This window comes from Rheinheimera metallidurans, assembly GCF_036983985.1.
Taxonomy (GTDB): Bacteria; Pseudomonadota; Gammaproteobacteria; order Enterobacterales; family Alteromonadaceae; genus Alishewanella; species Alishewanella metallidurans.
This window is the reverse complement of sequence record NZ_JALAHQ010000001.1, coordinates 31,504-44,666: the sequence shown is the minus strand read 5'-3', so window position 1 is coordinate 44,666 and position 13,163 is coordinate 31,504. Positions and strand designations below refer to the sequence as shown.

Sequence of the window (13,163 nt, the reverse complement as noted above, 5' to 3'; positions counted from 1 at the left end):
CTAGCGGCAGCGTTCAAGGCTTACTGTTATTAATCGCAGTAAATTGTGAAACATTGTTATGCCACCTTATGCGTAGCACAGCAACTTGGTAGACTAATGTAGTCTGACTCTATCAAAAATAAAGGTGCAACTTGCGATACGGCCTACTGCTAATTTTTTTGCTTAACATAGTAGCGAATGCTGAAGCCGCGTTATCCTGCGCCGATGAAACGTCCTGCATTACCGAGCAAAAATTACATTTAAGCCTTGCCGTAGGTTTCGGGCAGCGCAGTAATCCATTATATGACGGTGAAAAACTGCCGTTAGTCGTGCTACCCGACATTTATTATTACGGCGAACATTGGTTTTTTGATAACGGTAAACTTGGCAGTAGCTGGCAGCTAAATGATCAGTGGCAGCTGAGTCTCATTAGTAAGCTAAACCCCGAAAAAGGCTATTTTCAAAAATGGTTTAGCGGCAATATTTTTCAGCTTAGCCAAAGTTATAGTAATAACTCTATACTTGCCGACCTTAACTCACCACGGCAATTATCACTTGGCGAAGTTAGCAAACGCCCCACCGCAGTTGATCTGGGTTTACAACTAGATTGGTTTGGTAACGACTGGCACCTGCAAACGCTACTCTGGCAAGACATTAGTAACGCCTATAACGGCCAGCATGCTAGCATCAGCGCAGGTCGCCATTGGCAAACGTCCTTTGGTAATTGGCAACTAAATACCACTTTGTATTGGAAAAGCGCCAAACTTATTGATACTTATTACGGTATTGATAATAATGAGCCGTTTTATATAAGCCGTTATAATGGTAAAGCAAGTTGGCAACCGGAACTGCGCCTAGGCTGGCAGCAGCCGTTGTCGGAAGACTTCGCGTTATTAGCATTCTTGCGTTACTTACATCTGGATGATGCAATGACTAACAGCCCTCTGGTGCGAACCGACAATATTGTAACCTGGTTCTTTGGCGTAAGTTATCGGCTATTTTAATGCATGAGCTCTGGCTATTACTGGCTTTAAATACCCTAGCCGCACAACCAAACGTGCCCGAACACTGCGCAGCGCAGCTGTGTTGGGACGTCAGCCCAAAAATTTGTGTTACCGAGCAGCAAAACCAACATTGCCAAGCCAAGCTAAAATTACACTGGCACAGTAACACCACGCAAAATACCTGCTTATTTATTGCTGAAGAAAAGCTATATTGTTGGCAAGATGCCAATCAGGGCCATTGGCAACAACAACTTAGTTGGCAAAATACCGAGCTGACGTTGCGCAGCAGCGATAACACTATTTTATTGCAGACCGAGTTACAGGTGCAAAGCCGAAAACCGGCCAGACGCCGTTTAAACAGTGCATGGAGTATATTCTGATGGCTAAAATATTACTGGTCGAAGATGATCTTCGTCTAGCGACTCTGGTGCAGAGTTATCTCGCGCAACACGGCTTTACTGTCCAACTGCAAAGCCAAGGTGATGCTGTAGCTGAGCATTGTCGGCAGTTTCAACCCGACCTTATTGTACTCGATTTAATGCTACCGGGCTTAGATGGCTTTGGCGTCTGTCGGCAAATTCGCCCTTGGTACAAAGGCCCAGTGTTAATATTAACGGCCAAACAAAGCGATATTGACCAAGTATTAGGGCTTGAACTGGGTGCCGATGACTACGTAGTAAAACCAGTAGAGCCAAGAGTGCTAGTTGCCCGCATTAATGCGCTATTACGCCGCACCCAAAGCAACACTAAAACCGACCAACAAGAACTACAGTTTAATCGCTTACTACTAAAGCAACGCTCACGTGAGGCGTGGTTAGATCATGAGCGGGTAGATTTAACGAGCTACGAATTTGACTTAATTTGGATGCTAGCCAAGCACGCTGGGCAAACGGTAAAACGCGAAGCTATTCACCAACAAATAATTGGTCGGGAATACGATGGTCTCGACCGTACGGTAGATGTACGCATTTCACATTTACGCCGTAAGTTAAATGATAATGCAGAAACACCGTTTCGCATTAAAACCGTGTGGGGCAAAGGCTACTTGTTTGTCGCTGATGCTTGGTAAGATCAGCTAATTATGCAGCGCCTATTCTGGCATTTTTATCTATTTATTTTTATCGTGCTGCTGGCAGCGGGTTGGGCCGTAGAACAACTGTGGCAACAATGGCAACCTGCAGCCGAGCCGCCTTGGTTAACAAGCTATACCTCGCTATTGCAGCAGCAGTTACAGCAACCGGTTGCTACTTGGCCAAGCACAGTTTCGCTAAATATCATCGCATTGCCAACTGACAGTATTAGCTGGCTACCAGCAGAGTTAAGCCTATTACAACAGGGTAAAGTAGTGAGCTTGTTTGAAGAAGAACAAGTGTATTTTTATTATCTTGCTAATAATCAGTTATGGCGGCTTGGCCCATTGCCGCTGATACAAAACGATGGTGCTACCTGGTTTACTCTACTATTTTTTATACTACTTGCCGTCGCTATAGCACTGTGGCTATGGCCGGTAGCACGCGATATTCGGCGCTTACAGCATAGCCTACAGCAATTTAGCACTAACACTGATACCAACTTATATTTACCGGCACGGTCTTTTATTGCGCCCATTGCCGATAGTTTTCAGTATATGAGTGGGCAAATTCGCGACTTATTAAAACTACAACGAGAAATGACACAAGCGGTGTCACATGAGCTTCGAACACCTATTGCACGGTTAAGCTTTGCGCTAGAAATGGCGCAGCAATTACCCGCACAAGAAAAGCAGCTAATGCTGCAAGATGTTAAAGAGTTACAACACTTAGTCGATGAGATCTTAGACTATGCGCGTTTAGAAACCGGACAGTTACCGCTACAGATGCAACAAATTAATTTAACCGAATTAATTACTAACGTGCAAGAAAAGCTCACCCCATTACCCGGCGCACCCATTTATTTAACGCTGCCAGCCCAAGCTATGTTGCATGGTGATGGTCATTATATTGAACGCGCGTTGCAAAATCTGCTAGTTAATGCCAAAAAATATGCTGTGCAGCACATTAGTTTAACACTAAGCCAGCATAAGCAGTATTGGCAAATTGAAGTAGAAGACGACGGCCCAGGAATACCCGAGCAACTGCGCCAATATATTCTTAAACCATTTTTTCGTATTGATGCTAGTCGTAATAAACAAGCGGGTGGTTTTGGTTTAGGCTTAGCCATAGTTGCGCGAGTAACGCAGTGGCATCTGGGTAAAATTAGCATTACCAACTCGACACTGGGCGGCGCACGTTTTGTGTTACTGCTGCCTCAGCGCCATGTTAATCATTAACTATAAACCTAAGGTTTTAAGAAAATCATCATCCACTTCAGCATCCGCCGTCACCGTATTTGCTGGGGTATATTGCTGCGCATTCGCCAAAATATCATCGGGATCTTCTTGTTCAACTTTGTCGAATTCATGTAACTGAATAAACTCAGTTTTATCCATAGCGAGTTCTAAATAAAAAATATTGTGCTCGGGCGTACTAAAGGTTACTCGTCTTGCCTGTGGCTGATCGAGCTGCGTATTAATTAAAATTTGTACCTGCTTATTAATCGCCATCATTTTGGGCTGACTTTGATTAATAGACGTTTGCAATTCGTAACGAACGGTATTAGTAAAATCACCAACAATCTGGTTCATCAACTCACCCATCACGTTGCCAACTTCGTCCGATGTATGAAACTGAGCTAACTCATGTTCTGGCATACCCATGCTCATTAGGTATTTTTTATAAATTTCCATCGCGGCTTGTGCCGTAAAATTGATAATGACTAAGCCTGAAAAGCCGCCATCAAATAATACGAAGCAACCCAGATCAGGCCGTAAACAAGTTTTTTGTATTTTCTGAACCATTGGCGAGTAAGCAACGTTACTATTACCGGCTCCAGACAGCACCCTACTTACCGACTGACACAGCGTAAGCAATATTTCGTCGGTGGTTATAACTTTGGTTTTTTTCATGATCGGTTTCCAACTTCCTGATTAAGCTTAGTATACGCGCAATCCGCATGTTAACGCTATTTTGCCTACATTTTACCGCTACTAGTTAGCAGCGATAGATAAAACCGCGTATCATGACGCGCCAGCAACTCAAGAGACTATGACAATGCCCAACAAACCCGCTGGCTGGATTATTATATTATTAGCCGCCGTTGTTGCTACCACGCCGCTAGCAATAGACATGTACCTACCTGCTATGCCAATTATGGCCGAACAGTTAAATACCAACATCGGTATGGTGCAGCAGTCGCTCAGCATTTTTCTCGCGTTTTTTGGTGTTAGCATGCTGGTGTGCGGCCCGCTGGCAGATAGCTTAGGCCGTCGGCCTCTGGCTATATTCGGCCTAACCGGCTTTGTATTAGCCAGTATCGCACTAAGTTTAGTCAATTCTATCGAATGGTTTTTAGCCTTACGTGCGGTGCAAGCTTTATGCGGCGCAGCAGCAACCGTGGTTGTGCCCGGCATAGTTCGGCATATCTACCAAGAACATACCGCCAAAGGTATGTCCTATGTGTCGATGATTATGATGTTAGCACCACTATTAGCACCGGCCATAGGTAGCGGTATACTATGGGTGGCAAACTGGCAGATGATTTTTGTCACACTGGCCGGTTATGGCGTAATAGTATTGCTAATGAGCTGGCGTTATTTGCCAGAAATTCCGCGCGACAAAACGGTGGCAAAGCCGACCTTTTTGTCTGGTTATAAAGTAGTATTTTCCAATAAATCTGCGCGGCCAGACATTGCTACCTCTATGTTTGCGTCATTCTCATTTTTTTGCTTTCTGACCGCAGTGCCTTTTGTTTATATCAAGTTTTTTGGCGTAAACGAACAAGAGTTTAGCCTACTGTTTGGCTTTAACGTGGCCATGCTAATGTTAGCTAATTTCATTAACAGCAGGCTAGTTACTCGGCGCGGGCCACAACATATGCTGCGCATTGGCCTAGTGATAGCCATTATTAGTGCAAGCGCTTTAACCTTGTTTAATTTTTGGCAATTCTCGCTGGTCTATACTGTGCTATCGATCGCGCCGCTGATGGCAAGCTTAAGCTTAATTGCCACTAATGCTGATGCGATGATCATCATGAAATTTCCGCAAAATAGCGGCACGGCTACTGCAGTTATTGGCACTTTGCGCTTTGGTATTGGCGCTTTAGCAGGACCACTGTTGGCGTTATTTGACAATGGTACAGCACTCCCCTTTTCACTACTTATGCTAGTAGGCGTGCTATGCATTGCGGTAAGTCAGTTCTGGCAAAAAGCTATCGTAAAAGCACAAGCCAACGCCGCGAGCTAAATTTTACAAGCACCGCCACTACACTCGTCGTCTTCGTCACCAAACTGTGGTGCGTCGACGCGTTCAAATTCGGCTTGTTGTTGGCGTTCTACATTTTGCTCGGCGGCGGCAAAATCTAAATGCTCAAGGTCAAAATCGAAATCGCTCATCTTACACTCCTAAGTTGTATGCTTTTAATTAGTCGCTACACAGTGTAGCAAAACTCACGAATACATCACGCGCCAATTTCGCCCGCTGCAGTTAATTGCTACAATACGTTTGTTTATTAACTTTATTTTTAATAGCCCGCAGGAGCCTATGCATGACTACCCTAACCCTTCAGACTCCAGACGATTGGCACTTACATTTTCGTGATGGCGATATGCTGTTAGAAACCGTGCCAGCCACTGCTCGCCAGTTTGCTCGGGCTATTGTTATGCCCAATTTAGTACCGCCAGTAACCAATGCCGCCATGGCCGTGGCTTATCGCGAGCGAATTTTAGCTGCGCGCCCCGCCAACAGCCAATTTCAGCCATTAATTACGCTATTTTTAACCGATAAAACCAGTGAAGCCGACATTGTTGCCGCAAAAGCCGCCGGCGTCGTTGCCGCTAAGTTGTATCCTGCAGGTGCTACTACCAATTCTAACGACGCAGTAAGTGCGCTAGAAAGCCTGTATCCGGTATTTGAAGCAATGGCAGAACACGGCATGTTGCTGTTAGTGCACGGCGAAGTAACCGATCACGATATCGATATATTTGATCGCGAAAAAATATTTATCGACCGTTATTTACAGCATATCGTCTCGCGCTTACCTACACTAAAGGTCGTGTTTGAACATATTACTACCGCTGATGCCGCTAGTTTTGTTGCCAGTAGTTCAGCCAATGTAGCCGCTACCATTACGCCACAGCATTTATTGCTTAATCGTAACGACTTACTAGTGGGCGGCGTTAGGCCACACAACTATTGCTTACCGGTATTAAAGCGTCGCAGCCATCAAGAAGCCTTGCGCGCTGCTGTCGCCTCTGGCTCAGCTAAGTTTTTCTTGGGCACTGACTCTGCACCACATGAGCAACATCGTAAAGAGTCAGCCTGTGGCTGTGCTGGTTGTTACAGTGCCCATAGTGCAATTGAGTTGTACGCGCAGGTTTTCGATGACTTAGGTTGCCTAGATAAGCTAGAAGGCTTTGCCAGCCACTACGGCGCTGACTTTTACGGTTTACCACGCAACACAGGCACTATCACGCTGCAAAAACAACAATGGCAGGTACCAACTGACATTACGCTACCTAACGGTAAACCAATAGTGCCGTTTTATGCTGGCGAAACCTTAAACTGGAAACTCGTTTAGTTTTTCAAATAACTCAGCAGCCGTTCTAATGCGCGGTAACTGAGGGCTTCCATTAAATGTGCGCGGCTGATCTGCCTTTGTTGTTGTAGATCAGCAATGCTGCGTGCCACCTTAATAATTTTATGATAGGTTCGCGCCGACAATTTAAAGCGATGGATGGTATCCTCTAAAAACTGCGCATCCGCCTGCTGCAAGGGGCAAAACTCAGCTAGCTCTGAACCGGTTAAACGGGCATTAGCTTTGCCTTGTCGCGCTAATTGCAACTGCCTTGCTGCCAGCACTCGCTCGCGCACACTGGCACTGGTTTCCTCTTGCGTATGCTGACTTAACATACCTTTTGGCAGCAACGGCACTTCAATTTGCAGTTCTATACGGTCAATAAACGGCCCTGATAAGCGGTTTAAATAACGCATAACTTGCTCTGGTGTGGCACGGCCATCTTGATGGTGCCCCGTCGGGCTGGGGTTCAATGCCGCCACCAGCTGAAATTGCGCTGGAAATTCGGCTTGCCTGGCGGCACGAGAAATATGCACCACACCAGTTTCTAAAGGCTCTCTTAACACGTCTAGCACTTTTCGCGGAAACTCTGGCAACTCGTCCAAGAATAAAATGCCGTGATGTGATAGCGAAATTTCACCCGGCCGTGGCACCGATCCGCCACCCACTAATGCCACGGCGGAGCTAGTATGGTGCGGGCTACGAAATGGTCGTTGCTGCCAATCGGTTAAATTACGTTGTAAACCGGCGATAGAATAAATAGCAGCAGTAGCTAAGGCCTCTTGCTCAGTTAATGGTGGCATAATACCTTGCAAGCGTTGCGCTAACATCGACTTCCCGGTGCCGGCAGGGCCCAGCATTAATAAATTATGCTCGCCGGCCGCGGCAATTTCTAATACCCGCTTGGCATGGGCTTGGCCTTTTACATCAGCTAAATCAGGTTGTTGTTTAACTTCGCGTTGCGGTAAAGGCGGTATAGCGGGTAACGCTTGTTGCGCCAGCAAAAAACTGTGCACTTGCAATAAATGATCAGCGCCATGCACCGCTACATTAGGTACTTGCTGGGCCTGCTGCGCATTGAGCATAGGTAGTACCATCTCGCGGCCGGCGTCACGACAAGCAATAGCAACCGGTATTTCGCCGACAATTACCCGTATTTCACCCGACAGTGCTAGCTCGCCACAAAACTCATAACCCTGCAGGCTTTTTTCCGCCAACTGCCCGGATGCGACAATAATGCCCAGTGCTATGGGTAAATCAAACCGGCCACCTTCTTTAGGTAAATCGGCAGGCGCTAAATTTACGGTTATTTTTCGATCGGGAAAAGCAAAGCCGCTGTTAACCATCGCACTACGCACACGGTCACGCGATTCTTTAACCGAAGTTTCTGGTAAGCCCACTAACTGAAACGCCGGTAAACCATTGCTAATATGCACTTCAACAGTAACTAACGGTGCTTCTAAACCATGCCGAGCACGGCTAAACACAACAGCTAATGACATCCTGTCTCCGCTAAAGCTAGGAAATGATAACTAATGTTTAGCATAATGTTAATTATTGGCAAGGTTAGATAATTGTTTTATCGACTATTAAATAGATAGACTACACTGGATAACACAGTATATGGTTGCCGTTAGCTTAAGCTAAGCTACTGGTCTGGCTAATGAAAATAAGTTTTGGAGTAACCTATGCGAGAACGTTGGTTAGGCTTGGTGCTAAAGCACCCGTGGTGGGTATTACTTAGCACGCTATTACTCGTCGTGCTAATGAGCAGCGGTATAAGCCAACTGTATTTTCGCGGTGACTTTCGCATATTTTTTGCCGACGATAACCCGCAGCTGTTGGCTTTTGAGCGGATGCAAGACGAGTTTAATAAAACTGACAACATCCTAATAGGCATCGCACCTGCTGAAGGTTCGGTGTTTAATAAAGAGGTGTTAACTCTCATCAAACAAATGACCGATGCAGCATGGCAAACCCCCTATTCTATTCGTGTTGACTCCATAACTAATTTTCAACACACCCAAGCAGATGAAGACGACTTACTAGTAGAAGATTTGCTACTAAACACCAACCAGCTCGATGCTGCTAAAATCGCCACTATTCGCCACGTTGCCTTAAACGAAATTACTTTAGTTAACCGCCTAATTGCCAAAGATGGCCAGCTTGCGGCAATTAACATTACCGTGCAGCTACCAGAGTTAGACAAAAATAAAGAAGTATTTGATACCTATAAGTTTGCCGAGCAGCTAAAGGCTGACTTTAGTGCGCGCTATCCACAGATAAACTTTCACTTATCTGGCGTTATTGCCATGAATTATGCCTTTGCCCATGAAGCTGAGCATGATGCCAAAACGCTAATTCCCATTATGTTTATTGTTATTGTTATTATGCTGGCAGCGTTACTGCGTTCGGCGTTAGGCGCGCTGGCTACCGTTATTGTTATTGTTATCGCCATTACCAGCACCTTGGGCTTAGCCGGTTGGGCGGGTATATTTTTAAGTACGGCAACCGTTAACGTACCTACTATTTTAATGACCTTGGCGGTGGCCGATTGTGTACACGTTATTGCCTCAATGCAGTTTGCACTTGGTCGTGGTGACAGTAAAAAAGACGCCATTAGCTTTAGCATGCAGCGTAATTTAGGGCCGGTGTTTATTACTAGCGCGACTACCGCTATTGGTTTTTTAACGCTAAATTTTTCTGAAGTGCCAATACTGGCCGACCTTGGCAACATGACCGCGGTTGGTGTGATGCTGGCGTGCTTATTTAGTATTGTGACATTACCGGCACTGCTATACGTACTGCCAATTCAAGCCAACAAAACAGAAGAACAACAAGACACCGTTATGAACGCTTTAGCAAGCTTCGTTATTCATCGTAAAAATGCGCTGTTTCCCGGCATGTTGCTAATAATGGTCGGTTTTGCCAGCCTAATTAGCCTAAATACCGTAAATGACGAAGCCGTAAAGTACTTTTCAACACGGACTGAATTTCGTCAGTCCATCGACTTTCTTGATCAGCACCTCGCGGCATCAATGCCAATCGATTTTGTGATCAATAGCGGGCAAAGCAGCGGTGTTAATCAGCCCGAATTTATTAACGCAATAGACCAATTTGGCCAGTGGTTAATGCAACAACCGGAAGTGGCGCACGTTAATAGTATTAGCGATACTTTTAAACGCTTAAATCAAAATATGCATGGCGGCGATCCGGCCTATTATCGAGTGCCGACAGCCCAAGACGAAGCCGCGCAATACCTGCTGATGTATGAAATGTCGCTACCCTATGGGCTCGATTTAAACAACCAGCTGAATGTGGATAAAAGCGCCACTCGCATTACGGTGGCGTTAAAAAATATCGGTAGTAAAGAAATTACTGCCTTTGAGCAGCATGCACTCACCTACCTAGCCGAGCATTATCCAGCATATTCAGCTAGCGCCGCCAGTACCGCACTGATATTTGGTCATATTGGCGAGCGCAATATGGCGTCAATGCTGCAAACCCTGCCGCTGGCATTAGTGCTTATTTCGTTGTTACTGGTATTTAGCATGCGCTCTTGGCGTATGGGCTTTATTAGCTTACTGCCAAATATTGCGCCTGCCGCTATTGGTTTTGGTATTTGGGGTTGGTATTCCGGCGAGGTTAACTTAGGCTTATCTATCGTTGCCAGCTTAAGCTTAGGTATTGTGGTCGACGATACTGTGCACTTTTTGGCCAAATACCAATATGCGCGCAAAGAAGGCCAAAACGCTGAGCAAGCGGTGCGTTATGCGTTCAACACCGTCGGCCGCGCATTGTGGATCACCACCGCGGTGCTGGTAATCGGCTTTAGTGTGCTAATGTTATCTAGCTTTCATCTCAATTCCGACATGGGCTTATTAACGGCCATTATTATTTTTGCTGCGCTGGTAGTCGACTTCTTATTTCTACCGGCCTTTTTACTCAAATTTGATACTAAGGAAAGTAAAAACTATGCGTAATGCCATTATTACCCCTCTGGTGCTACTGAGTTTAGCGCTAAGTTTACTCACACCGCTGGCTAGCGCCGATGAAGGTAAAGGGCTGGCTATTGCCAAAGAGCGTAAAAGCCGCGACGCCGGTTGGGGCGACAGCGAAAGTCTAACGACTATGGTGTTACGCAATGCCGCCGGCGCAGAAAGCAAGCGAGAAATGCGCACCGCAGCATTAGAAATGCCAGACGATGGCGATAAAGGCTTAACTATTTTTGATGAGCCGCGCGACGTGCGTGGCACAGCATTTTTAAACCACTCTCATCCGTCAAGCGAAGATGATCAATGGTTGTACTTACCTGCATTAAAACGCGTAAAACGCATTGCGTCACGCAATAAATCCGGCCCCTTTATGGGTAGCGAATTTGCTTATGAAGATTTAAGCTCGTTTGAAATAGCTAAGTTTCATTTTAACTATTTGCGTGACGAAGCCTGCGGCGATAGTACCTGCTTTGTCATCGAACAAACGCCCGCAGATGAATACTCAGGCTATAGCAAAAGCGTGGTATGGCTTAATCAACAATACTATCAGCCAGAAAAAATTGAGTTTTATGATAAAAAGCACAGCCTGCTAAAAACCCTAACGCTGCAAGATTACCAACTCTATTTAGATAAATACTGGCGGCCGCATAAGCTGAATATGGTTAATCATCAAACTGCTAAAAGTACTGATTTAATCATTCATAAAATCAGCTTTAACACCGGTCGCACTGCTGCAGATTTTGATACTAACGCACTGCAGCGCATACGCTAGTTTCAGGACGATTAACTTATGCGTTTACTCATTTCTAGCCTAGCTTTTATCACCACGCTAACTCATGCCGCACCGCAACCGTTAGCACCAGTGCAACCTGCAGACACGTTGTGGAAGCTTGCCACTCAAGCTAGGCCCGATGAGCAAGTGGCAATGGTGCAGGTAGTTTACGCCCTGTGGCAGGCCAATCCCGACGCTTTTACTGATGCAAATATTAATGCGCTGCGCCTTGGTAGTCAGCTAACCGTGCCAGAACGCAGCCAAATGCTGGCAATATCTGAGGCTAAAGCTAGACAGTGGTACCATCAGGCCATTGCGGCAAAACCAAGCCGAAGCGGTAAAACTCTCGCTAAAGTAAATAGTGACACTGTAAAAAAACCTGAAGCTGCGGCTATTACACCGGCGCTAGCTCACGAGCAAACAACCGCTACAGCCGCGACTTCATCAACAAAACCCCAAACTGAAAGCTTAGCTAACAAGATATACCCTATCTCGCCAGTCTTAAACACACCAGAGACTATACCTGCACCAGAGCATTGGCTTAGCGCATTAAACCAAGCTTACACGCTAAGCCTAGAACAGCGCTTTTACCCCACATCAGGCGAACAAGGGCAACGTAACACGAATAGCAGCGTGGCCCTAAGTGCAGAATGGGTTTGGCAAAGTAATGACCGTACACATCAGCTAGCACTAGAACCTTTTTTGCGCTGGGATCAAACCGACAATAAGCGCAATTTAATTGATGTACGCCAAGCTTATTGGCAGTACGCTGGCGACGGTTTCGATGTTAAAGCCGGTGTCGATATTGTGTTTTGGGGTGTCACGGAATCTCAGCATCTAGTTGATGTTATTAACCAAACTGACCTAGTCGCGACTATTGATGGCGAAACCAAGCTAGGTCAGCCGATGCTAAATTGGAACCTATATGGTGACGCCGGCACGCTGTCGTTTTACCTATTGCCGTATTTTCGTGAGCGCACCTTAGCCGGTGTTGACGGTCGCCTAAGGCCGCCGTTGCCTTTTGCTACTGAGCATACAGAATACGAGTCAGCGCAAGCCGAGAAAAATCTCGATTTTGCCCTGCGTTGGAGCAGACAATTTGACGAGTTAGATATTGCGCTAAGTTATTTTGAAGGCAATAACCGCGAGCCCTTATTTACACCCACAGCGCAAGGCCAGCTGCAGCCTTTATACTTGCAAATGCAACAGTTAGGGCTGGAAACTCAGCTGATTAGCGGTAGCTGGATTTGGAAGCTTGAAGCTATATACCGTAAAACACGACAGCAAGATTTTATCGCCAGTACGCTTGGCTTTGAATACACACAAGTTGGTTTATTTGAGAGTAGCTGGGATGTTGGCTGGATAGCTGAATACCAATATGACAGCCGAAATACACTGTCACCGGTATTGGGACAAAACGATCTATTTTTAGGTGCCCGCCTTGCTGCAAACGACGCAGCGGGTAGCGAAATTCTACTTGGCTTAGTACAAGACTTAGATAATAGCGACAGTAGAAGTGCGAAAATTGAAGCTGCAATGCGTCTAACTAGCAACCTTAGACTAAGGTTTGATGCTTGGCTATTTCAAAGCCAACAGCCCACAGAGGCACTTTACTTTATTCGGCACGACGACTACCTGCAGCTTAGTATCGACTATTATTTTTAATTACCGCGAGTAAGAGTCGATCCGTCAATTAATTACAGAAAATCAGCTTATTTTAGCGCTGTGCATATAGCTTAAGGCAAAACTACGGTAGCATTACGC

General features: G+C 45.8%; 12 protein-coding genes. 9 read left to right on the top strand and 3 right to left on the bottom strand.

Annotated elements, in window-relative coordinates; genetic code table 11:
• Positions 1-158: 158 nt before the first annotated feature.
• Genes MN199_RS00235 through MN199_RS00220 form a run of 4 tightly spaced genes read left to right on the top strand, consistent with a single transcriptional unit; the run spans position 159 to position 3,291 of the window.
• The gene (locus MN199_RS00235) at positions 159-983 is read left to right on the top strand and encodes a MipA/OmpV family protein (protein ID WP_335738029.1); all 825 of its coding nucleotides are present in this window, start codon (positions 159-161) and stop codon (positions 981-983) included.
• A complete protein-coding gene (locus MN199_RS00230; RefSeq protein WP_335738028.1) occupies positions 983-1,363 on the top strand; it encodes a DUF3019 domain-containing protein in 381 nt (126 codons plus the stop codon). Before MN199_RS00235 ends, MN199_RS00230 begins: the two co-directional genes overlap by 1 nt.
• Positions 1,363-2,052, top strand: a complete 690-nt coding sequence (locus tag MN199_RS00225; RefSeq protein ID WP_335738027.1) for a response regulator — start codon at positions 1,363-1,365, stop codon at positions 2,050-2,052. Before MN199_RS00230 ends, MN199_RS00225 begins: the two co-directional genes overlap by 1 nt.
• Positions 2,053-2,064: 12 nt before the next feature.
• Positions 2,065-3,291: an ATP-binding protein gene (locus MN199_RS00220; protein WP_335738026.1), complete on the top strand. Its 1,227-nt coding sequence runs from the start codon at positions 2,065-2,067 to the stop codon at positions 3,289-3,291.
• Here MN199_RS00220 and MN199_RS00215 read toward each other — a convergent pair whose 3' ends face one another.
• Positions 3,292-3,966, bottom strand: a complete 675-nt coding sequence (locus MN199_RS00215) for a DUF3334 family protein (RefSeq protein WP_335738025.1) — start codon at positions 3,964-3,966, stop codon at positions 3,292-3,294.
• Positions 3,967-4,105: 139 nt separating this feature from the next.
• Between MN199_RS00215 and MN199_RS00210 the strand changes: the two genes are divergently transcribed.
• Positions 4,106-5,302, top strand: a complete 1,197-nt coding sequence (locus MN199_RS00210; RefSeq protein WP_132581182.1) for a multidrug effflux MFS transporter — start codon at positions 4,106-4,108, stop codon at positions 5,300-5,302.
• Here MN199_RS00210 and MN199_RS00205 read toward each other — a convergent pair.
• Positions 5,299-5,451 carry a hypothetical protein gene (locus tag MN199_RS00205; protein ID WP_165907361.1) on the bottom strand — a complete coding sequence of 51 codons (153 nt, stop codon included), beginning with the start codon at positions 5,449-5,451 and terminating at the stop codon, positions 5,299-5,301. The two genes, MN199_RS00210 and MN199_RS00205, sit on opposite strands and share 4 nt — an antisense overlap.
• Positions 5,452-5,603: 152 nt before the next feature.
• Here MN199_RS00205 and pyrC point away from each other — a divergent pair, with 152 nt between their 5' ends.
• Positions 5,604-6,635 carry a dihydroorotase gene (gene pyrC / locus MN199_RS00200; RefSeq protein WP_335738024.1) on the top strand — a complete coding sequence of 344 codons (1,032 nt, stop codon included), beginning with the start codon at positions 5,604-5,606 and terminating at the stop codon, positions 6,633-6,635.
• Here the strand turns inward: pyrC and MN199_RS00195 are convergent.
• Positions 6,632-8,134 carry a YifB family Mg chelatase-like AAA ATPase gene (locus MN199_RS00195; protein WP_335738023.1) on the bottom strand — a complete coding sequence of 501 codons (1,503 nt, stop codon included), beginning with the start codon at positions 8,132-8,134 and terminating at the stop codon, positions 6,632-6,634. The genes pyrC and MN199_RS00195 overlap by 4 nt on opposite strands.
• Before the next feature lie 186 nt (positions 8,135-8,320).
• On the opposite strand from MN199_RS00195, the gene MN199_RS00190 reads away from it, so the two are divergent.
• Genes MN199_RS00190 through MN199_RS00180 form a run of 3 tightly spaced genes read left to right on the top strand, consistent with a single transcriptional unit; the run spans position 8,321 to position 13,064 of the window.
• On the top strand, positions 8,321-10,615 hold the full coding sequence (locus MN199_RS00190) for an efflux RND transporter permease subunit (RefSeq protein ID WP_335738022.1): 2,295 nt from the start codon (positions 8,321-8,323) through the stop codon (positions 10,613-10,615).
• On the top strand, positions 10,608-11,399 hold the full coding sequence (locus tag MN199_RS00185; protein ID WP_335738021.1) for an outer membrane lipoprotein-sorting protein: 792 nt from the start codon (positions 10,608-10,610) through the stop codon (positions 11,397-11,399). The genes MN199_RS00190 and MN199_RS00185 overlap by 8 nt, the downstream gene beginning before the upstream one ends.
• Before the next feature lie 18 nt (positions 11,400-11,417).
• Entirely contained in the window at positions 11,418-13,064 is a 1,647-nt protein-coding gene (locus MN199_RS00180; protein WP_335738020.1) for a FimV/HubP family polar landmark protein, read from the top strand.
• Positions 13,065-13,163 lie beyond the last annotated feature (99 nt).